The sequence below is a fragment of the Psychrobacter sp. S4(2024) genome (assembly GCF_036861305.1).
Classification (GTDB): Bacteria; Pseudomonadota; Gammaproteobacteria; order Pseudomonadales; family Moraxellaceae; genus Psychrobacter; species Psychrobacter cryohalolentis.
Window position 1 is genome coordinate 520,562 of sequence record NZ_JAZAQR010000001.1, and the last position, 26,983, is coordinate 547,544.

Consider the following 26,983-nt stretch of genomic DNA (forward strand, 5'->3'; position numbering starts at 1 on the left):
TGGTATTGCAGGATAATCGAAAGTATCCAGTACTTGTTACTGCTTGTAGTTTAAGCGATTGTTATTATCTAGATAGCGCCCTAAGCCATTGCAGCTTAGGACGCTTACAACATGGTACATTAGCGTCAACTTGTCACGTTTCTGTATCCACTCTGTATGCGATGTGTGTAAAGAACCTAAAAAGTGCTCATCACTGCATGGATGGGAAAAACACCAATACCAGATGTAGCCAACCTGCCAAAAATCCCGTTAAGCCGCCAAGCACAATTAGCGTCATCTCATCTTCACGAAAGGCAGGACGTAATAAGTTTTGGAATTCATCAGGCGTCAGCGCTCGGATGCGATCACGAAACAGTCCAAATATCTTACTGGCACGACTTTCATTGAGCTCAGGGTCCCTTAGTGGCACCATCGTTGCAACGATAGATTTATCAATGATGGTATTTTTTAATTGCCCAAACTCGCGGCGACCCAGTCCTAATCGTAAAGTCGTATTAATCACTGGTGACTCTAAGACTTTATACAGATGCGACTTCATCAATTCACGCGTCTCAATAGCGCGGTCACCATACATCATCTCATTCATGATGTTCTCAAGCGTCACCAAATCTTTGACCACAATCTCAGCAAATACTTCAGATACCTCTTCTTGGCGCTTCATAAAGCCGCCTTGGAGTCGATATCGAGCGATATGCGGTAATTGTGGCTTAATAAAAGGAAAACCGCTCTGTAGCGCAAAAAACTTCACATAACGGATAAAATGCGGCTCTACAGGATTAAATACCATCCAAATCGCAATCCAATTGGTCAAAAAGCCCCAAATTGCCGCAAAAAACGGTACTGTCCAATGTTGCGGCACTACCAAGAATATAAACATTTGGATAATGCCAAAAATCAGCCCAATCAAAGCACTAATATGCCAAATAAAATTGATTTCTTTTTGTCCGACTTTTAAGAACATATTGACCATCAAACGACGATCACTTTCCATCTTATTGACAATCATCTTGCGCATATCGACCAAATCTTCGACATGATAGGTCAAGTCAGTCACCAAAGATTGCATAATACTTGGCAGCTCTTGGTGCGCTTGGGCATAGACACGGCGCTTGAGTGCATAAGGCAAATTGCCCCACAGTGCTGGCGAATGATCAAGCATAATTTCATCAATCAAGTTTTCAAGGTTTTTATCAACCGCCTCAGTGATGAACAGCGCCATCTGATCTGGTTCCATAGCCTGAAAAAACTCATCAAGCGAGCCAAGCTTAGATAGCGTCTGATCAACAATCACGCCAGATATCTTACCCGCTTTTCTTGGCACAATACCTTGCCAGCCAATACCCGGCAGCCCAAAGAATGGGAAATTAGGGATGCGTATACCGCGAAACTTAATCGGATAAAACAACATCTTGAGCGCCATCCAGACATGAATCCATGTCACAAATGCTGTCACCGGCGGAATGGTAAGCATGGCAAAAAACTCAGGGTGCTCAGCGATTGTTTGCCACAATGAAGTTACATCCATGACTTTATGTATCCTTGCCGTGATGATCGATGTTGACCAAATATTCTGAGCACATTAACAATGCTTAGCAATAAGAAGCCCTCTCCCCAATAACTACTACAAAATAAATCGCCTGATTTTAGCATACTTGCCATCCATTAGCACATGTAGACCCTAGGCAAGTTGTGACTAGAGATGACACGTTTTACACTGCTACTGTGGCACAAAAAATCCTTAAAATAATCTACTGGCGTATGACCAGTAACCGATTTAATAACTACTTCTTTCGAATTTACTCGGTGATTAGATCCGTTGTGAAATGAGTCACCAACCACAGTCGTATACATAATGATGCCACCTTTTATAACAGCGATAAAATAAATGACTGTCTACTGCGTCATCGCTTTTGATCTGTTATAATTTGCCGTTGTCGTTTGCGAGATGTTTGTAGATCTATTATGATAATATTTCAGATATTGAATGCTTCTTATATCACGCTATGTTGTTGAAAGTCCTTAGCTTATCCTTTATGCTCACCTCGCTTTGTCTACATGATATTTGACATGGTCGACTGCTACTTCATAAATACCTCCTTTGATAACTTTTTGATTTATTGTCTCACTGACTGTTTGGGTACTGACTTTATATGAACAAACCGCTCACTCCTGATACCGAACAGGTCAATCGCATTTTTACCAGTCGCATTCTTATTCTTGGATTAATCATATTTGTGGGCTTGTTAGGGCTAATAGTACGTTATGGATTTCTGCAAGTTTTTGCTCACGATAAATATACGACCCAAGCAGACAACAATCGCATCAAATTGATTTCTGCCCCACCAAGTCGTGGTTATATTTATGATCGCAATGGCGTTATCCTCGCTGACAATCAGCCGGTTTTCACCGCTATGCTCAGCCCTGATGAAGTCGAAAACCCTGAGCGTACCTTACGATTACTCGCGCCCATCTTTGATTTGACGGATGAAAATATCACCGATATTTTGGCGCGTGTGAGTAAAAGTAAAAATGATCCGGTAACCATCAAGATTGACTTAACCGAGGCGCAGTTGGCGCAGTTTAGTGAACGCAAACCCTTTTTTCGCGGTGTTAGCATCCAAAGTAAGCTCACACGCTCATACCCGTATGACGAACTTTTTGCCCACGTTATTGGCTATGTCGGACGTATTAACGACAAAGAATCGAAGAGAATCAATAAAGATCGCTATGCCGGTACCGACCTTATCGGTAAGATTGGGATCGAAGATTATTACGAAGATATTTTACTTGGGCAACCCGGTTATCAGTCAGTAGAAACCAACGCACACGGCAATGTGCTGCGTCAACTCGATACTAAGCCACCAATCGCCGGTAACGACATCACCTTAAGTTTAGATTATGGGTTGCAGGTTGTGGCGCAGCAGCAGCTTGATGGCAGGCGCGGTGCCATTGTGGCAATAGACCCCAAAACCGGCGATGTACTAGCCTTTGTCAGTAATCCAAGTTATGACCCAAACCCCTTCATCTCCGGCATCTCATTTAAAGACTATGATGATCTGCGTGAAGATTTGGATCAGCCACTTTATAATCGTGCCCTACAAGGTACTTATCCACCGGGTTCAACCATCAAGCCCTTTGAAGCCCTAGGCGGTATTCATTATGGTCTACGTAACTGGGAAACCACTATCTACGACCCAGGTTACTTTAGCTTACCGGGTGACTCACACCGTTTTCGTGATTGGAAAAAAGGTGGTCATGGCACTGTCGATCTCAAAAAATCCATCGTGATGTCAGTCGATACTTATTATTATAAATTGGCGTATGAAATGGGTATTCAGCGCTTACATGACTGGATGGTACGTTTTGGCTTCGGCGAAGAAACTGGCATTGACTTGCCCAATGAAAAATCTGGAATTATGCCTTCACCAAAGTGGAAAAAAGACACGTACGATAAGGGTTGGTTACCGGGTGAGACCATCTCTGTCAGTATTGGTCAAGGCTATTTCCTAGCGACGCCACTACAGATTGCCAATGCAACGGCCATGACAGCGAGTAAAGGTCTTCATATTACTCCGCATCTCTTAAAGAGTAGCGACGGTGCGGCAGCAGTCGATGTCATCACCAAACCGGATGGCAAGATTGATTATAATGGCAAACCCTCTGATTGGCTGCGTATGCATGATGCTATGGAGCAAACGGTCAAGGCCGGTACTGGACGCGGTATATACACACCGCGCTATCGTATCGCCGGTAAAACGGGCACCGCGCAAGTAAAATCCATTGCTCAGGGTAAAAGCTATAACAAATCCGCGCTGGATAAGCGCCACTGGGATCACGCTTGGTTTAATGGCTTTGCGCCAGTAGAGGATCCACAAATCGCCCTAGCGGTATTGGTCGAAAACGGCGGTGGTGGTAGTGTCGTTGCTGCGCCTATTGGGCGAGCCTTGTTTGATTATTGGGTATTACAGCGCGACACCAATCCTATTTTGCCGCCCACTGCTGATCAGCTAAAGGTTATTAAACGGCAAAAAGCATTTGAGAAAGCCATGCGTGATGCGATACGTGAAAAAGAAGACAAAGCACTAGAAGCCGCAAAAGAACAGGCTCAAACCGCTACAACGACAGCGACTTCTGACTAACATATTCAGTATAGAGTAGATAACTAAGCTAATTTTATGAAAAAATCTTCAAGCGCGCGTAAGCCCAATAAAAACCAAAAAACCAAATCTACTGCAGCTGGTGATGTACGTATTATCGGTGGTCAGTTTAAACGCCGTATCGTACGTTTTATTGATGCAGAAGGATTACGTCCGACCCCAGACCGGCTACGTGAGACCTTATTCAATTGGCTGATTTCTGATATTCATGACGCTCAAGTGCTCGATAGCTGCGCCGGTAGCGGCGTCTTAGGTTTTGAAGCCTTATCGCGCGGTGCTGCTCATTGTATTTTTATTGAAATGAATGCCGCCCAAACTCAAATGCTACGCCAAAGTGCCGAGATGTTACGTCTTGATAGTGACAGCCATAAAATCATTCAGGGTACAGCCGAACAAGTTCTACAACAAAAGCAGCTTGTAACGCGTCCCTTTGATATTGTTTTTATAGATCCACCTTATGCTAAGGATTTATGGCAATCTATTTTGACCACTTTGTTTACCCAAGATCTAATCAATACAGACACGCTTATCTACCTAGAAGCGGATAAAGATTTAGATGAGCAATTGAGCCAACTGGCAACGGTTTTTAATACCACGCTAGCGCTGCAAAAAAACGATGAATCACAAACATTGTATTTTGATTGTCTGAAACAGACCAAAGTTGGACAAGTTGTTGCTGGACTTTATCGCCTATTATCGTCATAATTGTCCGGTTAATGAATTCTGTTAATAAAATTTATAAATGTTTAAAACCGCTAAAAAACTGGCCAACGCTGCAGTTTAATGTATATAAGGCGAAAATAAACCCCAATGCAGCTTGCAAGCGTAGGCGCTACTGCTTATAATGTGCAGTCTGTTTTTTGAGAGCCCCGTTCCCAGCTAAACTCTCAACGAATTCTAATTTTAAGGTTTTATCATGAAAACACTTAGTGCAAAACCAGCTGAAGTGACCCATGACTGGTATGTCGTAGATGCTGACGGCAAAACCCTTGGTCGCTTAGCCACTCAAATCGCTACTCGCTTACGTGGCAAGCATAAGCCATCTTTTACGCCGCACGTTGACACTGGTGACTTTATTGTTGTCATCAACGCTGACAAAATCACGGTAACGGGTAAAAAAGCGCAAGATAAAAAGTACTATCGTCACAGTGGCTACCCAGGTGGTATTAAAGAAACCAACTTCAGTAAACTGCTTGCACATAAGCCTGAAGATGTTCTACACAAAGCGGTTAAGGGTATGCTTCCAAAAGGTCCTCTTGGCTATGCGATGATCAAGAAGCTGAAACTATATGCGGGTACTGAACATCCACATGAAGCACAGCAACCTAAAGCACTAGACATCTAAGGATATACTTATGGAACGCAATTACGGAACTGGTCGCCGCAAAACTTCTACCGCTCGTGTCTTTTTAGCGAAAGGTACTGGTAGCATCGTTGTTAACGGCAAACCACTTGATGAGTATTTCAGTCGCGAAACGTCGCGCATGGTTGTTCGTCAGCCTTTAGAATTACTTGACACACCTACTGCTTATGACCTTTACATCACTGTAAAAGGCGGCGGTATTAGTGGTCAAGCTGGCGCAATCCGTCACGGCATCACGCGTGCATTGATTGAGCTTGACGAATCTAACAAACCTGCTCTAAAAGCAGCTGGCTTTGTTACTCGTGATTCACGTCAAGTTGAACGTAAGAAATTGGGTCTACGTAAAGCACGTAAACGTCCACAATTCTCAAAACGTTAATCAAAGCTATCTCTTATATTTCTGCAACTGTTGTCTTTATCTCAGAGCAACAGCTGCAGCATTAAATATAAGAATAGATTTGCAAAACCTTATAAGCTGTCCGCAGCTTATAAGGTTTTTTTATGCTTGATACTTTTATAAAAAACGATTTTCATATATAACTATCTTGCCTATAAATCTGTCTTAACAAAGGATAAATCACCTTGCAAAGTCTCGCTTACTACCCCATCATAATCATAACTTTTCATTACTAGTAACAGTCTTATGAAAGCGCCTGAACAATACGATCCTAGCAAATCTGCCTCAAAGAGCAGCATGCCGCCACCAAGTATACAGCCGCCTGCTAAGTCTCCGGCTCTACCTGTTGGCACACCGACGATTACCCAAACGCATAAGCAGACCGATCAAGCAGAAAAGAAACCTTTTGAATGGCAGTTTTTAATGCCTAAATATTGGGGTATTTGGCTATTATTTGCTATTTTTTTGCCGCTGATTTATCTACCGCTACGGTGGCAATTTTGGCTCGGTCGCAAGCTTGGTATTTTGATCTATAGTGTCGTAGGCTCACGCCGCCGTGATACCTTAATTAACCTCAAACTGGCATTTCCAGAAAAGCCAGAAGTGGAACGTGAGCTCATGGCAAAACAAGTCTTTGTCAATCAAGGCATTGGCGTATTTGAAACCTTATGCGCTTGGTTCCGTCCGAATGTTTTTACCCGTACAGTATCTATCTCAGGGTTACAGCATCTTGTTAATGCACAAAATGAGGGTCGCGCGGTCATCTTATTGGGTGCCCATTATACGATGCTTGATCTAGGCGGTATGCTCTGTACCCAGTTCTTCCCAATGGATGGTATGTATCGTCCGCAAAATAACGCATTGCTTGATTGGTTTATTTATAATGGGCGCACAAGTATTCTGAGTAAACAAATCTCCAACCGTGATATGCGTAGCCTTGTTAGCTCTCTTAAAAAGGGTCGTGTGATTTGGTATTCACCGGATCAAGATTATGGTCTAAAACAAGGGGTCATGGCGCCATTCTTTGGCGTACCAGCAGCAACTCTGACGGCAACGCGGCGATTGGCAACCTTAGGCAATAAAGTGCATCCACCAGCCGTAATGGCGCTGCATACTTATCGACAGACGCCAGATAATTTGCCACGTGGCAAACGCCCCCATTATCATCTAACAATTACGCCAGAGCTAGAGAACTATCCAAGTGATAACGAAGTGGCTGACGCGACTCGCGTTAATGAAGTACTAGAGGGCTTGATTCGTATTGATCCCACTCAGTGGATGTGGTTCCATCGCCGTTTTAAAAATGGTCCCGAAGGTCGTAGAGATATCTATAAGTAAGCTTTTATTCCAACGAAAATCACTGGCAAAATTTGCTATAATTTACAGCTAATATTTTTTGCTATTATCAGCAGATAAATAATCATAAATTTATAATAATTTGATCAATAAATAACGGATTTCCCATGAGTAATAATCAGATTTCTGACGGCCAACCTACTATTAATAGCTCAGCAGCAGCCAAACGTATCCTTACTGGTATCAAACCGACTGGCACCCTACATCTGGGTAATTACATTGGCGCGATTCGTCCAGCGATTCAGTCTATCCAAAACAGTGATGATGAAGCATTTTTCTTTTTAGCAGATTATCACGGTATTATTGGTTGTTATGACCCTGATATTATCCATGAATCGACCAAAGCCATTGCAGCAACTTGGATTGCCTGCGGTCTTGACCCTGAGCGCGTGACTTTTTATCGTCAATCAGATGTGCCTGAAATCCCAGAACTTGCGTGGATATTGAACTGCTCATGTGCAAAAGGTCTGATGAATCGTGCGCACGCTTATAAAGCGTCAGTCGATATCAATATGGAAAAGGAAGATGTTGATCCCGATCAAGGTGTTAACATGGGGCTGTTCGGCTATCCGGTACTGATGGCCGCCGATATCTTGATGTTCAATGCTACGCATGTGCCTGTTGGTCGTGATCAAATTCAGCATATCGAGATGGCTCGTGATATTGCTGGTACTTTTAATCATCGCTATAAGCCACTGTTTACGCTACCGTCTGCTGTTGTAGATGATGATATCCCACTACTTACAGGTCTTGATGGTCGTAAGATGAGTAAGAGCTATGGCAATACCATTCCGCTATTTGGTGAGCTAAATCCACAAGTTAGCGCTGAAAAGCAGATGCATAAAGCCATCATGAAGATCGTCACCAACTCGCAGTTGCCTGCTGAGCCAAAAGACCCTGATGACTCTGCTATTTTCGAGATTTATAAAGCCTTTGCAACGCCTACTGAGATTGCCGATATGCGTGCGCAGTTTGCCGCTGGTATTGGCTGGGGCGATGCCAAACAAGCGTTGTTTGATAAAATCAATGATGAAGTTGCCCCATTCCGTGCACGTTATGAGGAACTGATGGCAAATCCAAAAGAGCTAGAAGAAATCCTACAGATGGGTGCAGAAAAAGCCCGCCGTCATAGTCGTAAGCAACTGGATAAGACCCGCCGCGCTATTGGTATCCGTCCACTTGCCAAACTTAAATAAATTATTATTTATGATGACCATAGATTGCTATCATGCAAAGTAAGCGATTAATTGAGTCTAGCGCAGAGATTCATGATATGTCTCTGCGTATCTATCAGACGCCTGTACAGCATTTGCCAGAAGATCTGTATGTGCCGCCACAAGCGTTTGCTATTTGGCTTGAGCAGTTTGCAGGGCCATTGGATTTCTTATTGTATTTGGTTAAGAAAAACAACGTCGATTTGACACGAATGCCGATATTACCGATTACAGAGCAGTATTTGGCTTATATCAGTGAATTGGACACCAATCATTTTGAGTTGGCCGGTGACTATCTACTAATGGCATCAACCTTGATTGCGATCAAGACTGAGTTGTTACTTCCTAAACCAGAAACACCTAGTGATGAGCGCGATCCAAAAGCTGAGCTGATTGAGCGTCTTGAAGAATATGCCCAAGTCAAAGCTGCCAGTCAACGTTTAGACAATTTAATCCGACTAGAGCGCGATGTGTTTCTGGCGATGGTCAGTATGCCAAGCCAAGACATTATGAATGCTGAGCTGCCAAGCTATTCACCTACTCTATTGATTGATAGCTTGTTTAAGATGCAGCTGCAACCCGACTATCAGATGCATAGCATCAAGGTCGATGCTGTGCCACTTGCTGATCGTATCGCTAGTATCAGTCGCCAACTGAGTATGGACGGCGCGCGCTCTTTTTATGAACTATTAGATAAAACACAAGGAAAAATAGGTGTGGTTGTCAGCTTTGTCGCGGTGCTTGAATTAATCAAGCGCCAACTGATTGGTGTGGTTGCTAATAGTACGGACGGTCGTGTTAACATAGCAAATAACGCTGATATCAGCCTGCCGACTCATAGCGATTTACTCGGAAAATTGACGTTAGAATGGTTAGCATAATCCTAACTGGCTTTATAGTAAGTCTAAAATCATTAAACTGAAGAAGATTATATTGAAATGGCAGATATAGACGACCCTAAAGACCACCTCCTATCTATTGAAGACATAAGTAAACAGATTGAAGTTTTACTTCATGCTTCAGAAGCACCATTAACTACTAATCACTTAAAAAAACACTTATTCTTAACGACTAATAAGTTAGAGCAGGCACTAGAACTGCTAAAGCAACGCTTAAATCTTGGCGTATTAAGTTTGCATCATACTGCCAGTGGTTATCGCTTACAAATCGCTGATAGCCATAGTGCATTAATACAGAGTGTCTTTCCCCAGCGTCAAGAACGTCTCAGCCAAGCCTTGCTAGAGACTTTGAGCGTGATTGCTTACAAGCAACCGGTGACACGTAGCGATATAGAACATGTGCGCGGCGTGACGCTATCGAGCAACATATTGCGTCAATTGTTTGATAAAGGCTGGATTGAAGAAAATGGTTACAAAGATACTTTGGGTCGTCCGGCATTACTGCATACTACGTCTCAATTCTTAGATGCTTTTGGACTGAGCCATTTAGATGAGCTACCGCCCATGCCAGAGATAGACAGTATCAGAGCATCCTCTTAAATAAATCCGATAAAATACTCTTGCTCAATAAAAAAGGACACACCTATTAGGTATGTCTTTTTTTATGATTCTAATCAGCTAGTTTAATAAATAAAATGCTGATCACTTCTACTGATTGATAATATCAACACCTTTTGGCGGCGTAAACTTAAACTGACTGCTGCTAATGCTTGGGTTCATTTTGATACCGCTAAACTTAATAGAGGTAGTCTGTCCTAAGCTATCATTTAACACCATCATCACAGGCTTGCCACCGCTAAAGCTCATTGACAAGCTTTTAAAGCTAGCACTATCTGACTTTGGATACAGCACATAGTAGTTTTTATTGGCATACGGCTGGGTGATTTTAAAGTTCTTATCGATTTTACTTGGATCACCTGATAGTAATAGCGCTGGCGTATTACCCACTTGGCTGTCTACATTTTGTTTAGTAGCTTGCTCCAAGTCCTTATCATAAACCCACATCGAGCTACCATTTGCCACAATCAGCTGCTCTGATGGAGATTTGGTTTCCCAACGGAAATTATTTGGACGTTGTACGCTCATGGTACCACTGAACGTACCGCTATTAGCGCCCTTAGTCGTCTGGCTAAAGTTGGCCGTCATGCTCTTAGTATTGGTCAAAAGCTTATTTAAGCGCTTAGCTGCCGTTATATTGTCAGCTGGCGCTGCTGTCGCCGATTGCGTTATCGCCATCATAGGCGCTGCGACGCCAAGCGTAGTCATTAAGACGCCTGCCAATGCTCCGCCCATCATCTTTTGTTTTAGCGTTGTTGTCTGTTTAGTCGATTGATTAGTCAGTAAAGTCATTATAAATCCTCTCTAAAAATGCAAAATAGCATAAAAATAAAACGTTTTATCAAATTTTTGTTTTCGGTAAATGTTCATCATACGAGTACAAAACCGGTGTGATAAAACAATGAGGACAGTGTGCCAGTTTTTTTATTACGCGCCTAGTCATGATTTGCAATCATTACTACTGCTGGCATACAGGCTTGTAAATACAACAGTTACAAAGTAATAAATAGCCTTTATTGTAGTTTTAACCGTTTTAATCAGTGGTTAACATAAGCTTATAAGCATAAAAAACCCCTACTACCAAACGGTAATAAGGGCTTTTTTAGTCATCAAATTATTTTATCTAAAAGATAAAATAATCTAGATGGGCAACTAGGCGCTTTCAACCATCACATAACGACGGTTAAATTTACCTTTGGTCGCAAACTTTACCACACCGTCATTTAGTGCAAATAAAGTATGGTCACGACCCATGCCAACACCTTCGCCGGCGTGGAATTCTGTACCACGTTGACGAACGATGATGTTACCAGCGACGATGGCTTGACCGCCAAAGATTTTTACGCCTAGCATTTTTGGGTTTGAATCACGACCGTTACGGCTTGAACCGGCAGCTTTTTTATGTGCCATGAGAAAATCTCCTTGTTAATGTGACTTATCGCTAATGCGACAACTCTTAAGCTTTTAGTGCGTTATTAATCATCAATAAACTGACAATCGTTAATTAAGCATTAATCGCTTTGATTTTTAACAAGGTGTACCATTGGCGGTGACCTTGCTCTTTGTGATAATGCTTACGACGGTTGTGCTTGACGATACGGATTTTTTCGCCGCGACCATGCTCAACCACTTCAACTTCAACACTAGCGCCTTCAACGATAGGCTGACCGATCTTGACAGTTTCACCATCAACAATCATCAACACATCTTCAAATTTGATTGTTTCGCCTGTTTCTGCTTTAAGTAATTCAACTTTAAGCAATTCATTAACGACTACACGGTGCTGTTTACCACCAGTTTTGATTACTGCGTACATTGTATGACTCCGTTTAACCCGTGTGCCGTGGCTGATATCATACCAACACTTCGACGACGAACACGACAGGGAAAAATTAAAGGCAAGATTTTACGGCTTTTTGCTGATAAAAGCAAGCCGCACCTCTTGTTTTTGTATGGTGGTGATACCAAAAATCTATACTCGTATCAGACACAATGTCATTGATTAATCAGCGCAATGTATATCGCTATTAATATAGACCGCCTAATAACACGCAGAGATAGTGGTTAAAATCCAACAGCGGCTATTATAGCTTATCTAATCAGATACTTACAGTTTTTTGTAAATAGACATGTAATAAGTATCTATTCATTAGTCATCTTTGTTTAGATCACTTAGCTGCTAATAGCTACTTACCAGTGATTTGCTGATTTTCACCATAATAAACGCTGTAATATTCGCCTGAACCTCAAGCGCCGTATCGCATTTTGCTATACTTAAATCAACAATATCACTAGACAGCTATGCTATCATGCATAAAACGCTGGCTTTGCTAAGTATCACTATTAAAAGTATCGCTATTAAAATATTCTTTATTTTTATTGGTATGATTATCTATTATGACTTGTACTCCTTTATCTAAAACCGCTGCGCCATTGTCTACCGCGCCATCAGTCAATCTATCGTCTACACCAACCTATGCTGACATCCAGAGTATTGTGGCTGATGATTTCGATATTATGGACAAACAAGTATTTGGCAGCCTTAATTCCAAAGTTAAGCTGGTGATGAATGTCTCACAGCACGTGATTAATGCAGGCGGCAAACGTATGCGCCCATTAATTACCTTGTTATGCGCGCGAATGCTTAATGATGAGCCATCGAAGCAAGCCATGCATTTGGCAGCGATTACTGAGATGCTGCATACGGCAACTTTGGTACATGATGATGTTATTGATGAATCAGGACAGCGCCGTGGTAAGCCTACTGCCAATGCCACTTGGGATAATGCGACAGCTGTCTTGGTCGGCGATTATTTGATTGCTCGTGCTTTTAATTTGTTAGTGGGCTTTCAAAGCTTGCAACTATTGCAAGTGTTTTCAGACGGTACTTGTGATATTGCTGAAGGTGAAGTATTACAACTGCAGCATCAGCATAATCCTGAAGCAACTGAGCAAGATTACCTCAATATCATCGATGGTAAGACTTCACGGTTATTTATGATGGCAACTCAAGGCGCTGCGATTTTGCAAGGTCAAACGCAGCATTTGCAAGCATTGGCTGATTTTGGTCAGCACTTTGGCAATGCTTTTCAAATTGTCGATGACGTGCTTGATTACAGTGGCGATAGTGCGCTGATGGGTAAAAATCTCGGCGATGATCTAGCTGAAGGCAAACCTACTCTACCTACTATTAAAGCACTCGAACTACTCAAAGATAGCAACAAAGAAGGCTATGAGCAGCTGCGTATCGCCGTCCAAACGGGCAAAACACCCAATGCAGAACAGTTAATCGACTTAGTACGCCATTCAGGCTCACTAGATTACTGTAAACAGCGGGCTTTAGAAGAAACCAAGCTTGCCCAACAAGCACTCAGCAGTTTGCCGGATAATCGCTATCGTCAGGGCCTATACCAGTTGACTGAACTTGCCAGCGCTCGCTTATTATAACTATCAAATAACAACGCTTAGTTATTATTTATATTGCTACTACATTGATAAGACTCAAATCGATACTGCTTATATTGATATAAGCAGTTAAATGTTTTTATTGCTAAATTTTACTTAATTATTGCTATAGCAATGTTTTTCTGAACAGACTAAATATTGCTTCTTATGTGTCTCCCTTTATTAATAATGCACTTCTATATTTTTTAAATAAACAAAATTTAACAATGTTATCACTGAATAGCCAATGTAAATTTTGCCCTTCATTTTTAGCGTAATGCTTGTGTTTTCAATAGGTTCTAATCTTTTATTACTATAAACGGCAATTATAGCCGCCAGAAACGGTTTTTTTCGCCTTGACTGTGGGGTATACCCTATAGTTTATAATCTCTTATTAAATTTACTTATCCGGTTATTGAGCATTCAATGTACTGTGATAACGATAAATGCCTAATAGTTTTTTATATTTTCTACGTTAAGATGTATCCATAAACTTTTTATACTGTCACTATTTATTATTATATGATATTTATATTGCCGAGGACATTGATGAAGCACTCTTATCTTGCGCTTGTAATAGCAACTGTACTATCTGGAGCTGTACTGGTTGGCTGTGACAAAAAAGAGGATGCCGCTGGCGACGCGGCGGCGGCACAGCAACAAATGCCGCCCTCCGTCGTCAACGTTCAGACTGTTACTTTTGATACCGTACCACAAGTACAGACTTTTGCTGGACGTACAGCGGCTTATCAAACCGCTGATGTCCGCCCACAGGTGAATGGCATTATCGACGAAGTGTTGTTCCGTGAGGGCAGCAACGTCAAAAAAGGTCAACCTTTATATCGCATCAATACGGATAACTATGCGACGTCTATTACCAGTGGTCAGGCAGCAATAGCCCAAGCAGAAGCCAACTATCAGACGGCATTGGCTAATAATGCCAATGCAAAAGCGGATTTGGCCAGCCGTCAAGCGTCATTATCACAAGCACAAAATGATTTGCAACGTCTGCAAGGTTTGGTGGCTATTGATGCCATCTCAAAGCAGCAATACGATCAAGCACAAACCGCTGTGCGTACTGCACAAGCAGCTGTCCAAAGCGCCAATGCTGCTATCGGTCAATCACAAGCCGGTATTGAAAGCGCAAAAGCAGGTATCCAAACGGCGAAGGCTGGCTTGCAAGCGAGCACTTTAGATCTCAATCGTACTATCGTACGTGCGCCTATCTCAGGTCGTACAGATCGCTCGAGCGTCACTGCCGGTACATTGGTTAGCTCAGGTCAACCTACTCCTTTAGTGACTATCTCACGCCTAGATCCTATCTATGTCGATATCAGTCAATCATCCTCTGAGCTGCTTAAATTGCGTCAGCAGATCTCTGCAGGCAAAGCAAAAACTGGCATGAACTCAGTTGAATTGGTGTTAGAGGATGGTTCAACCTATCCTGTACGTGGCGAGTTGGCATTGTCAGAGGCGAAAGTCGATGAATCAACAGGGGCAGTGACCTTACGTGCCATCTTCCCAAATAACAGCAATATCTTATTACCCGGTATGTATGTCACTGCGCGCTTAACCCAAAGCGTCATTACCAATGCGGCATTAATTCCGCAAAGCGCAGTCACACGTACACCTAAGAGTGAAACGCAAGTCTATATCGTCGATGAAAACAACAAAATCCAAGTTCGTCCGGTCACGATTAATGGTACTTATCAAGGACAATGGGTAGTCACTGACGGTCTTCAAGCTGGCGACAAAGTCGTGATTATCGGCGGCGCAAAAGTGAAGCCTGAACAAGAGGTTATTGCGAAGCCATTAGAAAATCCAAACCCTGCGCCTGCTGCAAAAGAGGCTGCTGCCAAAACACCGCAGCAAGCTGCACAATCAGCCGCCAAATAATTCCATTCAAAGCTAGGAAGACTTAGGGATTTACTATGTCACGTTTTTTTATTGATCGCCCTATTTTTGCATGGGTGATGGCTATTTTAGTCATGCTTATCGGGATAATATCGGTTATTAACCTACCAATCGAGCAGTATCCACGTATTGCACCACCGACCATCTCAGTCAGTGCCAGCTATCCTGGTGCTAACGCACAAACTGTCGAGAACTCAGTCATACAGATCATTGAACAACGTATGAAGGGTCTTGATGGTCTGATGTATATGTCGTCATCGAGCTCGTCAAATGGTAGCGCCTCAGTGACGCTTACCTTTGAGAATGGTACTGATTCTGATACCGCACAAGTACAAGTACAGAATAAACTGCAAGCAGCGATGAGCTCCTTGCCTGAGTCTGTTCAGCGTCAGGGCGTCAACGTCAATAAATCGTCTAGCAGTTTTTTGATGGTGCAAGCATTTATTTCTGAAGATGGCACTATGGATCGAGCGGATATTGCCGATTACATTAATTCCAATGTCGTCGATTCGATCAGTCGTGTAGAGGGTGTGGGGGAAGTTCAAGTCTTCGGTTCTACCTATGCGATGCGTGTATGGCTTGACCCTTCACGCCTACGCAGCTATAACATGGTACCGTCTGATGTCGTCAATGCAATACGAGCGCAGAACGCGCAAGTATCTGCTGGTCAGCTAGGTCAAGCACCTGCTGATACCGATCAACAGGTTATCAATGCCACCGTCACCGTGCAAAGCTATCTACAAACACCTGAAGAATTCCAAAATATTCTGTTAAAAACAGATACCTCAGGCGCCCAAGTACGCTTAGGCGATGTGGCAGATGTCGAAATCGGTAGTGCAGACTATAGTGTAGTATCGCTATATAACGGTCAAGAAGCTGCCGCTTTGGGTATTTCACTCGCAGGTGGTGCTAACGCGCTTGAGACTCGTGAAGCCGTTGGCGCACGTATGGCGGAGCTAGAAAAAAACTTCCCAATTGGTCTAGTCTCAGTCGTTCCTTATGACACCACGCCATTCGTACGCTTGTCTATCGAACAAGTCGTCATGACCCTCATTGAGGCGATTGTGTTGGTATTTATCGTCATGTTCATTTTCTTACAGAACTGGCGTGCAACTATTATTCCAACGCTTGCCGTACCTGTCGTTTTACTGGGCACGTTCGCAGTGCTTTATGTAGCGGGCTTTAGTATCAACGTGCTGACCATGTTTGCGATGGTACTATCCATCGGTCTATTGGTCGATGATGCGATCGTTGTGGTAGAGAACGTTGAACGTATCTTAGAAGAAGATCCTCATATTTCTATTAAAGACGCGACTATTCAATCGATGGGTGAGATTAGTAAGATTGTTATCGGTATTGCTTTGATTCTATCAGCAGTATTTGTACCGATGGCCTTCTTCGGTGGTTCAACGGGCGTAATTTACCGTCAGTTCTCCATTACTTTGATTACTGCTATGGTGTTATCAGCCATTGTCGCCCTTGTTTTCACCCCTGCGCTATGCGTGACCTTATTAAAACGTGGCAAGAGCCATGAAAAAGGCAACGAAGAAAAGCAAAAAGGCTTCTTTGGCTGGTTTAACCGCTCATTCTTTAAGCTTAGTCATTCATACGAAGGCTTTGTCGGTAAAAGCTTTCGCTTCAAATGGTTATATTTGATTGGTTATGCGGCCATTATTGGCGTCATGGTGGTGGTATTCTTACGTATTCCCGGCTCATTTTTACCAGAAGAAGATCAAGGTATTATGTTTACCTTGGTTCAGCTTCCTGCCGGTTCGACGTTAGATGAAACACAAGAAGTGCTCGATAAAGTGAGTAACTACTACACCACACAAGAAGCTGATAATATCGCCTCCGTCTTTACCATTGCAGGCTTCAGCTTTGCAGGTCAAGGGCAAAATATGGGACTGGCATTCGTTCGCTTGTCAGATTGGGAATCGCGTTCCGGTGATGAGAACACCGCTCAGGCTGTTGCTGGTCGAGCAATGGGTTACTTCTTTACCCAATTAAATGAAGCGCAAGTTTTTGCGATTGTACCGCCAGCCATTACCGAACTTGGTAACGCCAGTGGTTTTGATTTAATGATTCAAGATAATGGTAACCTTGGTCACGACGGGCTACTTGAAGCACGAAACATGCTGCTAGGCATGGCAGCGCAAAACGATCAAGTCGCTGGTGTACGCCCTAACGGTCAGGAAGATTCACCGCAGCTTAAGGTGAATATCAACCAAGAGCAAGCCGCCGCTTATGGCTTGTCACTAGGTAATATCAATAGCGTTATCTCCACCGCTTGGGGCTCAAGCTACGTGAATGACTTCATTGATCGTGGCCGTATTAAACGCGTCTTTGTTCAAGGTGAAGCGAGTAGCCGCACCAATCCGGATGATATTGGTAAATGGTACGTACGAAATGAAATGGGCGATATGATCTCATTTAATGCTTTTTCGACCAGTGAATGGCAATCAGGCTCACCACGTTTGACTCGCTACAACAGCTTACCGTCTATGAACATCCAAGGTAGTGCTGCGCCCGGTCTAAGTACTGGTGAAGCGATGAGCTCGATGGAAGCGATGATCGAAAAGCTACCTGAGGGTGTCGGTTACGAGTGGACGGGTATGTCACTAGAAGAGCAAAAGTCAGGCGCGCAAGCACCGATGCTCTACGCGCTTTCAATCTTAGTGGTATTCTTATGTTTGGCCGCTTTGTATGAAAGCTGGTCTATCCCCTTCTCTGTCCTACTGGTCATTCCACTTGGGGTATTAGGGGCAGTCATATTTACGTGGTTACGAGGTTTCGCCAACGATATTTACCTGCAAGTAGGTCTATTGACGGTGGTTGGTCTATCGGCCAAAAACGCCATCTTGATTATCGAGTTTGCTAAAGAGCATCAAGAGGAAGGCTATAGTCTAAAAGAGGCAGTCATGACAGCAGCACGCCAACGTCTGCGCCCCATTATCATGACCTCGCTTGCCTTTGGTCTAGGTGTTGTGCCATTATTCTTGGCGAGCGGTCCAGGTTCAGGCAGTCAAAATGCCATTGGTACCAGTGTGGTTGGCGGCGTCGTAACGGCGACCCTCTTAGGCATCTTCTTTATCCCGATGTTCTACATCTGGATACGCAGTGTGTTCCCTCACAAGTATGACAACAATAAGCCAAATAATGGTGGGAGTACGCCTGGCGGCTCTAATCCGAACAATCCAGACAGTCCAGTTGGACCAACAGAGTATAATGAGCCACCGATCATACACGTTGACGACGATATGCAAAACATGACGCTCTCTAAGAGAGCTCAGCCTGCAAGCTTTGGAGATAATACACAATGAGTTTAAGTTATTTTGTTACCCCCAACTCAGCAACTAAGGCAGTCTCTTTGACTGCCCGCGTTCGCCAAAATAGCGGTCGTTTGCTTGGCTTAACGGCTTTGGCATTCAGCATGGCGGCTTGTAATACCATTCCAAAGGCTGATACACGTCCTATATTGGCGGTGCCTAATATTCCGATCGAACAAACCTATGGCGCGTTTGATAAAGAGACCGTTAGTAGCGCTGAGCAAGCCAGTCTTGCTAGTCAACGCTGGCAGAACTTTTACAGCGATGAGCGTTTAAAGGGTCTGATTGCTCTAGGTTTAGAGAACAATAAAGACTTTGAAAGTGCTCGTTTAGCGATTGAAAAAGCCCGTGCACAATATCAAATTACTGATATCAATGATCTACCTCGCATTGATGGTAATGCTGGCTATTCACGCGCGCGTCAACGCGGACAAACAGGCGATAACTATAACGTTAACCTTGGTCTTACCAATTATGAGCTCGACTTTTGGGGTAAAATTGCCAGCTTAAAAGATCAAGCGTTGCAGAACTTTTTATCAACGACAGCGGCAAAAGACGCGACCCAGATCAGTCTGATTAGTAACATTGCTCAAAGCTATGCCAATTTGAGCTATAGCTTGGCGCAGCTACAACTGGCAGAGGCGACTGTAGAGAGCCGTGAGAAATCGCTATTTATTGCTAGCAAACGCTTTGAAGCTGGTATTGATCCTAAGCTGCCCTCTTTACAATCTAGTGCCTCACTTGAGAATGCCCGACTTGCCGTTTTACGTGCCCAAAGCAGTATTTTAAAATCACGTAATGCATTGCAGTTCTTGGTTGGTGGACCGATTCCAACCAATCTGATTCCAACGCCTGCGGTCAGTAATATCACAAGTCAGCAAGTATTTAGTGCTGGCTTGCCAAGTGAGCTGCTACGCTATCGTCCTGATGTGTTGCAAGCAGAATATAATCTGAAAGCAGCTGGTGCGAATATCGAAGTGGCGCGTGCGTCTTACTACCCTTCTATCAGCTTAGCCAGTAATGTTGGTTTAAGCAGCGGCAGCTTAAATGACCTATTCAAAAGTGGTTCTGTCGGCTGGTCATTCGGTCCAAGCGTTAGTGTGCCTATCTTTGATGCTGGTCGTTTAGATGCCAATTATGATGTGGCACAAATCGAGCGTAAGCAGACCCTTGCAGGCTATGAGCGCTCAATTCAAACCGCTTTCCGTGAAGTGTCAGATGTACTAGCCACCCGTGCAACTTTGGGCGAGCAGTTAGAGGCGCAGTATCGTTTGCAAGACAACTTTGAGCAAACGTATCAGATTGCTGATGCGCGATTTAAAGCAGGTATCTCAAACTATTTAGACGTTCTTGATGCTCAGCGTTCGTTATTTTCAACGCAACAAGGCATTTTGGATTTAGAGCTACAGAAAATCATCAGTCAAGTTGAGCTTTATCAAGTGTTGGGTGGCGGTGCCAATCTAGATGTACCAACCGTGATTCCTGTACCGCAACATAGAAATCTGGTACAAGTAGTCAATGCAGCTACCAATAGCAACAAGGCAAAAGCTACTGATGCTATCGATGCGGCAAGTTCTGCGCGTGTGGTTTCGGCTCAAGAAGCCCTCGCTATTAAACAGGCACAGCCAGTAGAAAAATCGACCTTTAAGCCAACGGCTGTAGTCGATGTCAATAACGATGGCAAGACTGATGCCGCTATCGGTGTAATCACCGAAGAGACTATGCTTAAAGAGAACAGTGTCGAGCAAGTACCAGTCACGCAGATTATTGAGCCGTAAATCTTTCTTTATAAAGCCCTAAACGCGTGACGTACTTTTATCACGTTGATAGTCGATAACTACAATCAGCCCTACCGACTCATTATAGTAAGTCGGCAGGGCTTTTTGCTTTTGATAGTGCTTTTGCTTTTCATAGCTGGTATTGGGTATAGTATCGACATTGTGTGACGTACCTTTTTAAAAACCTTAGTAGTAACCTCATTAAAAATTTCAGTAATTAAAAAAATAACCGTGATTGCCATTCAGATAAGGAAACAATATGACTTATACTTTTAACCGCCAATTCCCTGAAACTCGCCTACGTCGTTTGCGTTATAACGACAATATACGGGCAATGATTCGCGAAGTTGAGTTGCATCCCAAGCACTTTATCGCCCCCGTTTTTGTATTAGAAGGTACTAACGAGCGCCAACAAATCGCTAGTATGCCGGGGGTTGAGCGCTTGTCGATAGACCTGCTCATTAAGCACGCCAAAGACTTGTTGAGCGAAGGCGTCACAACTATCGATATCTTCCCAGTGATTGATAATTCACTAAAAACCCCTGATGGTAGGTCTGCTTATGATGAAAACGCTCTCACTGCGCGTGCGGTAAAAGCGGTCAAAGATGCTGTGCCAGAGATGGTCGTCATGACCGATGTGGCATTGGACCCTTATACTTCACACGGTCAAGATGGACTACTCGATGACTCAGGTTATGTCGTAAACGATGCAACGGTTGAAGTATTGGTCAAGCAGGCATTGGTTCACGCCCGCGCCGGTGCCGACATCATATCCCCTAGCGATATGATGGACGGTCGTATCAAAGCCATGCGTGATGCTTTTGAAGCCGAAGGTTTTGTGAATACCGCTATCATGGCGTATTCAGCAAAATACGCTTCTGCTTATTACGGTCCATTCCGTGATGCGGTCGGTAGTGCTGGCAACTTAAAAGGTGGGCATAAGAAGCAGTATCAGATGGACTTTGGTAATCGCGCTGAAGCGCTACACGAAGTTGCCATGGACATCAATGAAGGCGCGGATATGGTGATGATTAAACCGGGTCAGCCATACTTAGATTTAATCCGTGAAGTCAAAAACACCTTTGGTGTACCAACGTTTGCCTACCAAGTCTCTGGTGAATATGCCATGCATATGGCAGCGATTCAAAACGGTTGGCTGACTGATGCGGTGATTTTAGAATCACTCATTGGCTTCCGCCGTGCAGGTGCCGATGGTATCTTGACCTATTTTGCATTAGAAGCGGCAAGACAGCTGAATAACGCTTAATTTCAGCATATTTTTATATATAGTTAATCCACTTTTAAAAGGGTACAGAACTACTGAGGCTAATTATTCGCAGCCTCTGTCTGCGTAGGCACAGCAAGCAAGAAAAATTAACCCCAGTAGTACCTTATTATATTTATATTTCTTTTATTTAGGACCGACTAGACTAAAAAAACCGTACCCACGACTTTATAGCAGCGGGTACGGTTTTTTATTTCTTTATCACAAAAACTCAAACAGCATTTTATAAAATAGCACTCGATAAATGTGCCCGCCCATGCGGCTTATCAAAGTCAATAACAGGACCAGCCGGTATCACTCCAGTTGGATTAATCGTTGCGTGGCTGGTGTAATAATGTGCTTTGATATGTTCCATATTCACGGTGTCTTTAATACCCGATACTTGATACAAATCACACAGATAGCCCCAAAGATTGGGATAATCAACGATGCGGCGAATATTACATTTAAAATGTCCAACATAAACGGCATCAAAACGCACTAAGGTCGTGAATAAGCGCCAATCCGCCTCAGTTATTGTGTTACCTATTAAGTAACGTTGGTCTGCCAAACGCACCTCTAACGTATCTAGCGCAGCGAATAGCGCAACGACCGCTTCTGTATAAGCAGCTTGCGTGCTCGCAAAACCAGCTTTATAGACGCCATTATTGATAGCATCATAAACAAACGTATTTATCTCATCAATGTCTATTATTGCATCGGATGGTAAAAAATCGCCAGCTACTGCCCCAACGCCATCAAAAGCTGAGTTAAACATACGAATGATCTCAGCAGATTCATTGCTGACGATGGTATTGATCTTTTTATCCCATAATACTGGTACTGTCACCCGCCCCGTATAATTTGGCTTTGCCGCGAGATAAACTTCATATAAATAACTTGCATTGATAATAGGGTCAGCGATAACACCTACACCCTCTGCAAACGTCCAACCTTTATCGCCCATAAAAGGATGAACCACAGACATCGAAATAATATCTTCTAGACCTTTGAGTCTGTGGTAAATCGTGGTGCGATTTGCCCATGGACATGCCAAAGAGACATATAAATGATAACGGTTGGCTTCGGCTTGAAAGCCACCTTGACCCGATGGACCAACACTACCATCTAACGTTACCCAATTTCTAAAGCCTGCATCTTCTCGCTCAAAGCGTCCACCGTTAGATGCTGTATCATACCATTTATCCTGCCAGTACCCATCGACCAATAAACCCATACGGTGCTCCTAACCCTTTCACTGTTAACTTAACTTAACTTTATTAGATACTATTCGATTATCATCAGCGTTGTTTTCTATTATCTGCAATAGTGTTACTAGATTGCCCAGTACGAAGCGACTCATCGCTATTGACAATAAAAACTAAATTATAATTCTATTATAGCAATTAAAAATACATAAAAATCCTTATTTGACTGTCGATACAAAGCTAAATCGCAAGATCACAATAATAAGGCAGTTTTATTATAAAAAAGGCTTGCAAAATAGTGGAAACTTGATAGAATACTCAACCTAAATAGGCGTATAGCTCAGTTGGTTAGAGCGCTACCTTGACATGGTAGAGGTCAGCAGTTCGAGTCTGCTTATGCCTACCAAATATTTAGAAAGCCCCGGTCTAACGACTGGGGCTTTTTTTGTCCGTAAAATATGGGCTGTAGGTGAAATATAAAGCTAGGCTTGATCAAAACTTGCCCAATTATAGCCATAGCCAAACTGCATCAAAAAATCTATGTGCCTAAATTGTGCCTTCTATCAATTCTACCTGTCTTTTAAAATAGCATTTTTGACCTTCACTCTAGTTTGCCTAAAACGTTCTTAAAATTAATTTACTTCTCTTTCTCTACCGACTCGTTGGGTACGTAAGTGAACAAACCACCCACTCCAATCTCCAATGCCTCACAAATTTTATCCATAGTCTCGAAGTCTATCCTTAAAGTTTGTTCATTATAAATTTTGGGCATAGTCGATTTACTGATACCCGTTATTCTTATCAAATCTGCAACTTTCATTCTGCACGCAGCTTAATTCTATTTGATAAATGTCTTATGATTGGGATGATTACCATACCTATCAATTCAGATGATGTGGGCATTTGGTTGCCTGTTTATATTGGTGAGACGCTCGCCATGACCACACGCTTTGTATTTACTTGTGATGGATTACTGGAAGAATTGTGAGGTACCACATGATGACAAAATCATTGCTACAATCACTGGTCTATCTGCTAATAAATCTAAAATATTTATCAAATTGCTTTTGAGTATTCAGCTTTTTGAAAGCAATGGCGAGCTATTATTCAGCTCATATCTTAATGATAAAAAAGAAACCGCGACAAATAATAGGAAAATAAAATCAAAACTAGGTAAAAAAGGTGCTGCTGCTCGGTGAGGTAAAAATGAAAGCAGTGACAGTCAAAACTCTAAGCCTGCTTATGATAAAAGTAATGCCCAAGGAGTATCTGCGCCATGCTAACGCCATACTTGATCAAGGACAACAAGACGTTGATACTTACTTCGACCGCATGGCATGATGACGATGCTATTGATGGTAATCAACAGATGCGAGAAATAACCAAAGAGCTGGTGAGGTTGTTTGGTGAATGGCAGCTAAACTTTGGTAATAAAGCAAAAGCTAAGGACTATCCTATACACAAAGCCATATTATGGGCAACGGTCATCATGCATTTTCAGCCAACTGGTAAGAGCTCGGCAGCGCTCTATCCTTGAAGAATGGCCACCAAGCTCAGCACGTGACTTGCTGGCATTAGCGGATGCAAGTGAGCAAGACTATCCAAACAGTCGCCACGCTTATCTTGATGCCGCTCAGCAAAAGTATGTCCATGCTGTGGTTTATGAGACGGCTCGAAGGATTGGCTTTTCAGACATAAAAAATAAAGCAGAAACCGTTACCCATCCCTCTTGGCAGCAAATATATCCAAAAGTATGTCAAGAATATAGCAACGGCGCGACATTCGTATTACCTCAATCACGACAAATTGCCCATAAACACATACTTATGTCTAATGATAGCCCTATGGCAGCAACCGTTGATAAATTCTTAAAAGGGTTTGGACGGCAAAGTATTTAGTACTATATATGAATAGGTTGTAATAAACTTAACTAGTTTAGCGGTCTTTTATAAGTGATTTACAGCGATCAACGAGATCACACAATATATAGAGCTGTACTATAATCAGACTAGGACTCAAAGAGTTTAGGCTATCGATCGCCAAGACAGTTGTGGTTTAACTTTTATCATCAAGCTGCGTAACTAAAATCTCCCAAGTTTAACTCTACAGATTTGACGGCAGGGGTCATTATCGCCTCAACATAAAAAAAACGAAAGAACCAGAGAGGTATCTTTCGTTTAGGACTTGCTTAGCTATACTTAGTGAAACTCATACAGTATAGAAAATATAACACTACAGTAGTGCGGCGTGGCTTAAGTCATATCATAACACCTAGACAAACACGCTCTTCCTTGCTTTATTTTTTATAGTTTATTAACTTGGTTAACATACAACTACATCATCTCCTTATTAATACAATCATCCTTATGTAGTGCGTTGTAGAGCTTCGTCTCTGCAACTTTTATCAATGCCTCACGCTTAGCATAATCGTAACTTTGGGTAGCATTGGCATCAACTAATCGGTCTTGATTGTTCTCTTCTTGCCACCCAATGATACTCTGCAAAAGCTGGGCACAATAGGCTTCGTGCGCCTCATCAAACAAGGGCGTATCGGCGGTAGGTGCACTACCAATATTATCTGAGACCGTAGTGATTGCTAACATCATGATAGCGTCAAAACTTTGCTGACTAACTTGTATATCACTTTGCTTTTTTGTGGCGAACATTATCTTTCCCGCTGTCTTGTACTTAAGAGTTTATAACTCGCTATACTAGATTTCTGATGTGACAAACTAATGACATCATCACAATTAATGTAATTAATTACAGCTTTCAACTGAACCGTTCCAGTATTGCCGGACGCTCAACAGGGACGCGTATAAAGCCCATGAGAACCTATTGAACCTCAATTTTAGCCCAACTATGCCCAATCAAATTTGGACGGGCGACGTGACTTATATTCGTATCAAAAGCGGCTGGTGCTATCTAGCCGTTGTTTTAGATTTATATGCCCAGCATATGATGGGCTTTACTGTATCAGACTGCCCTGACAGTATGCTGACCGCTAAGGCGCTACAGATGGCATATCACACCAGTCAGACATTCGCTGAAGCTAGGAGTGCCATTATTGATTATATCTGAGGCTATATTCTATCTAATAATGCGCCAACCTCTGAACTTAGCAAAGAAACCCTTAAGTCTTTCAGAAAAATTCAAAGCCTCCGATTCTGTTACCTCCTCGACATGATGGCGAGCCGCCAGTATCGGCTGTTCTAGCAATCTTTCATGATGATCAAAAGCGCGATCCAGACTGATACTCATGATAGAGAAGTTGGTCGGCCGTGGTAGACAGCGATATACTTGACCTTTATTAATTAAATCAATGACCATATGGGCATCTTTGAATTCAGTCAACATAAGAACCATCAAATCTGGCTGAATATTCTTTAAAGCATAAACAATGGGGGTAATATTTTCTTTATTGAGTGTCGAATCCGTAATAGTGACGCCAAAGCGTTTTTTTTGTAATAACTTTGCTGCCTGTTCAAGGTTACTGGCCCAACTCACGGTATAAGCACTCTTAAAGTGACTTTTTATTTGCTGATAGACGCTCTCGTCGTCATCTAATACCAATATATTACGATTGCTACCAGTGATGCCACCACTAACTTTTTGAGTATCATTACCTTGCATAGTGTTTTGGGTGATTTCTTGAGTTTGCTGAGCAATTTCTGTGGCTTTATTGACGATTTGTTTAAGCTCATCATTTTGCCATGGCTTTGTGATATAACGATAAATTTCGCCCTCGTTCACAGAGTCAATCACTGCATTCAAATCAGCATAGCCAGTCAGTAAAATACGCAGTGTATTTGGTGAGGCCGCTTTGATATCACGTAACACTTCTGTACCTTGCTTATCTGGCATGCGTTGGTCGCTGATGACCACTTGCACATCATGCTCGCTGACATACTTCATCAATTCGCTAGCATCAGTGGTGATAAATACATCATGTGACTGGCGAAAATGCATTTTTAAACTGCGTAAAATGCGTGGCTCATCATCGATAAAAGCGATTTTTGGTTTTTGCATGACGCTCTCTTTAAAT

Annotated in this window: 25 protein-coding genes, 1 tRNA gene and 1 pseudogene; 19 read left to right on the forward strand and 8 right to left on the reverse strand. The window is 42.7% G+C overall.

Annotated features, from left to right (window positions below):
• Nucleotides 1-190 precede the first annotated feature (190 nt).
• Complete coding sequence (locus VLA57_RS02215) at nt 191-1,525, reverse strand: hypothetical protein (protein WP_133104410.1); 1,335 nt, start codon at nt 1,523-1,525, stop codon at nt 191-193.
• 625 nt (nt 1,526-2,150) lie between these two features.
• Between VLA57_RS02215 and mrdA the strand changes: the two genes are divergently transcribed.
• From mrdA to scpB, 8 genes are all read left to right on the forward strand, one after another.
• On the forward strand, nt 2,151-4,139 hold the full coding sequence (gene mrdA, locus VLA57_RS02220; RefSeq protein WP_201531199.1) for a penicillin-binding protein 2: 1,989 nt from the start codon (nt 2,151-2,153) through the stop codon (nt 4,137-4,139).
• Nucleotides 4,140-4,175: 36 nt separating this feature from the next.
• Nucleotides 4,176-4,862: a 16S rRNA (guanine(966)-N(2))-methyltransferase RsmD gene (rsmD, locus tag VLA57_RS02225; RefSeq protein ID WP_133104408.1), complete on the forward strand. Its 687-nt coding sequence runs from the start codon at nt 4,176-4,178 to the stop codon at nt 4,860-4,862.
• Between the two features lie 211 nt (nt 4,863-5,073).
• Nucleotides 5,074-5,502, forward strand: coding sequence for a 50S ribosomal protein L13 (gene rplM / locus VLA57_RS02230; RefSeq protein WP_010199223.1), 429 nt, complete (start codon nt 5,074-5,076; stop codon nt 5,500-5,502).
• A gap of 10 nt (nt 5,503-5,512) precedes the next feature.
• Nucleotides 5,513-5,899, forward strand: a complete 387-nt coding sequence (rpsI, locus tag VLA57_RS02235; protein WP_011514071.1) for a 30S ribosomal protein S9 — start codon at nt 5,513-5,515, stop codon at nt 5,897-5,899.
• A gap of 264 nt (nt 5,900-6,163) precedes the next feature.
• Nucleotides 6,164-7,255 carry an LpxL/LpxP family acyltransferase gene (locus VLA57_RS02240; RefSeq protein WP_133104407.1) on the forward strand — a complete coding sequence of 364 codons (1,092 nt, stop codon included), beginning with the start codon at nt 6,164-6,166 and terminating at the stop codon, nt 7,253-7,255.
• Nucleotides 7,256-7,380: 125 nt separating this feature from the next.
• Entirely contained in the window at nt 7,381-8,469 is a 1,089-nt protein-coding gene (locus tag VLA57_RS02245) for a tryptophan--tRNA ligase (protein WP_133104406.1), read from the forward strand.
• 32 nt (nt 8,470-8,501) lie between these two features.
• The gene (locus tag VLA57_RS02250) at nt 8,502-9,368 is read left to right on the forward strand and encodes a segregation and condensation protein A (protein ID WP_133104405.1); all 867 of its coding nucleotides are present in this window, start codon (nt 8,502-8,504) and stop codon (nt 9,366-9,368) included.
• A 57-nt stretch (nt 9,369-9,425) separates the two neighbouring features.
• On the forward strand, nt 9,426-9,986 hold the full coding sequence (scpB, locus tag VLA57_RS02255) for an SMC-Scp complex subunit ScpB (protein WP_133104404.1): 561 nt from the start codon (nt 9,426-9,428) through the stop codon (nt 9,984-9,986).
• Between the two features lie 108 nt (nt 9,987-10,094).
• Here scpB and lolA read toward each other — a convergent pair whose 3' ends face one another.
• The 3 genes from lolA to rplU all read right to left on the reverse strand — a co-directional run bounded on the left by lolA (nt 10,095) and on the right by rplU (nt 11,820).
• Entirely contained in the window at nt 10,095-10,796 is a 702-nt protein-coding gene (lolA, locus tag VLA57_RS02260; RefSeq protein ID WP_133104403.1) for an outer membrane lipoprotein chaperone LolA, read from the reverse strand.
• 360 nt (nt 10,797-11,156) lie between these two features.
• Nucleotides 11,157-11,414, reverse strand: coding sequence for a 50S ribosomal protein L27 (rpmA, locus tag VLA57_RS02265; protein WP_010199200.1), 258 nt, complete (start codon nt 11,412-11,414; stop codon nt 11,157-11,159).
• A 94-nt stretch (nt 11,415-11,508) separates the two neighbouring features.
• On the reverse strand, nt 11,509-11,820 hold the full coding sequence (rplU, locus tag VLA57_RS02270; RefSeq protein WP_011280837.1) for a 50S ribosomal protein L21: 312 nt from the start codon (nt 11,818-11,820) through the stop codon (nt 11,509-11,511).
• A 701-nt stretch (nt 11,821-12,521) separates the two neighbouring features.
• Between rplU and VLA57_RS02275 the strand changes: the two genes are divergently transcribed.
• The 5 genes from VLA57_RS02275 (at nt 12,522) to hemB (ending at nt 21,733) form a co-directional block, all read left to right on the forward strand.
• A complete protein-coding gene (locus VLA57_RS02275; RefSeq protein ID WP_333954469.1) occupies nt 12,522-13,451 on the forward strand; it encodes a polyprenyl synthetase family protein in 930 nt (309 codons plus the stop codon).
• Nucleotides 13,452-13,997: 546 nt separating this feature from the next.
• Nucleotides 13,998-15,344 (forward strand): efflux RND transporter periplasmic adaptor subunit, encoded by a 1,347-nt coding sequence (locus tag VLA57_RS02280; protein ID WP_020443844.1) that lies wholly within the window; start codon nt 13,998-14,000, stop codon nt 15,342-15,344.
• 35 nt (nt 15,345-15,379) lie between these two features.
• Entirely contained in the window at nt 15,380-18,682 is a 3,303-nt protein-coding gene (locus VLA57_RS02285; protein WP_133104401.1) for an efflux RND transporter permease subunit, read from the forward strand.
• Nucleotides 18,679-20,466, forward strand: a complete 1,788-nt coding sequence (locus VLA57_RS02290) for an efflux transporter outer membrane subunit (RefSeq protein WP_133104400.1) — start codon at nt 18,679-18,681, stop codon at nt 20,464-20,466. The genes VLA57_RS02285 and VLA57_RS02290 overlap by 4 nt, the downstream gene beginning before the upstream one ends.
• Nucleotides 20,467-20,725: 259 nt before the next feature.
• Entirely contained in the window at nt 20,726-21,733 is a 1,008-nt protein-coding gene (gene hemB, locus VLA57_RS02295) for a porphobilinogen synthase (protein WP_133104399.1), read from the forward strand.
• A gap of 241 nt (nt 21,734-21,974) precedes the next feature.
• Here hemB and VLA57_RS02300 read toward each other — a convergent pair whose 3' ends face one another.
• Entirely contained in the window at nt 21,975-22,967 is a 993-nt protein-coding gene (locus tag VLA57_RS02300) for a glutathione S-transferase family protein (protein ID WP_011514082.1), read from the reverse strand.
• A 300-nt stretch (nt 22,968-23,267) separates the two neighbouring features.
• Between VLA57_RS02300 and VLA57_RS02305 the strand changes: the two genes are divergently transcribed.
• Nucleotides 23,268-23,344, forward strand: a tRNA-Val gene (locus tag VLA57_RS02305).
• Between the two features lie 231 nt (nt 23,345-23,575).
• On the opposite strand, the gene VLA57_RS02310 is transcribed toward VLA57_RS02305, so the two are convergent.
• A complete protein-coding gene (locus tag VLA57_RS02310; protein WP_049751814.1) occupies nt 23,576-23,758 on the reverse strand; it encodes a helix-turn-helix domain-containing protein in 183 nt (60 codons plus the stop codon).
• Nucleotides 23,759-23,803: 45 nt separating this feature from the next.
• Between VLA57_RS02310 and VLA57_RS02315 the strand changes: the two genes are divergently transcribed.
• The 4 genes and pseudogenes from VLA57_RS02315 to VLA57_RS02330 all read left to right on the forward strand — a co-directional run.
• Nucleotides 23,804-23,926 (forward strand): hypothetical protein, encoded by a 123-nt coding sequence (locus tag VLA57_RS02315; protein ID WP_264623020.1) that lies wholly within the window; start codon nt 23,804-23,806, stop codon nt 23,924-23,926.
• A 288-nt stretch (nt 23,927-24,214) separates the two neighbouring features.
• Nucleotides 24,215-24,475: a hypothetical protein gene (locus tag VLA57_RS02320; protein ID WP_041753175.1), complete on the forward strand. Its 261-nt coding sequence runs from the start codon at nt 24,215-24,217 to the stop codon at nt 24,473-24,475.
• A gap of 28 nt (nt 24,476-24,503) precedes the next feature.
• Nucleotides 24,504-24,836, forward strand: coding sequence for a hypothetical protein (locus VLA57_RS02325; protein ID WP_041753176.1), 333 nt, complete (start codon nt 24,504-24,506; stop codon nt 24,834-24,836).
• A 58-nt stretch (nt 24,837-24,894) separates the two neighbouring features.
• A pseudogene (locus tag VLA57_RS02330) lies at nt 24,895-25,019 on the forward strand (IS3-like element ISPar1 family transposase); the annotation flags it as partial.
• A 252-nt stretch (nt 25,020-25,271) separates the two neighbouring features.
• On the opposite strand, the gene VLA57_RS02335 reads toward VLA57_RS02330, so the two are convergent.
• A complete protein-coding gene (locus VLA57_RS02335; RefSeq protein WP_011514085.1) occupies nt 25,272-25,604 on the reverse strand; it encodes a hypothetical protein in 333 nt (110 codons plus the stop codon).
• Nucleotides 25,605-25,800: 196 nt separating this feature from the next.
• Here VLA57_RS02335 and VLA57_RS02340 point away from each other — a divergent pair, with 196 nt between their 5' ends.
• The gene (locus VLA57_RS02340) at nt 25,801-26,019 is read left to right on the forward strand and encodes a DDE-type integrase/transposase/recombinase (RefSeq protein ID WP_011514086.1); all 219 of its coding nucleotides are present in this window, start codon (nt 25,801-25,803) and stop codon (nt 26,017-26,019) included.
• Between the two features lie 9 nt (nt 26,020-26,028).
• Here VLA57_RS02340 and VLA57_RS02345 read toward each other — a convergent pair whose 3' ends face one another.
• On the reverse strand, nt 26,029-26,967 hold the full coding sequence (locus VLA57_RS02345) for a response regulator (protein WP_333954226.1): 939 nt from the start codon (nt 26,965-26,967) through the stop codon (nt 26,029-26,031).
• Nucleotides 26,968-26,983: the final 16 nt, after the last annotated feature.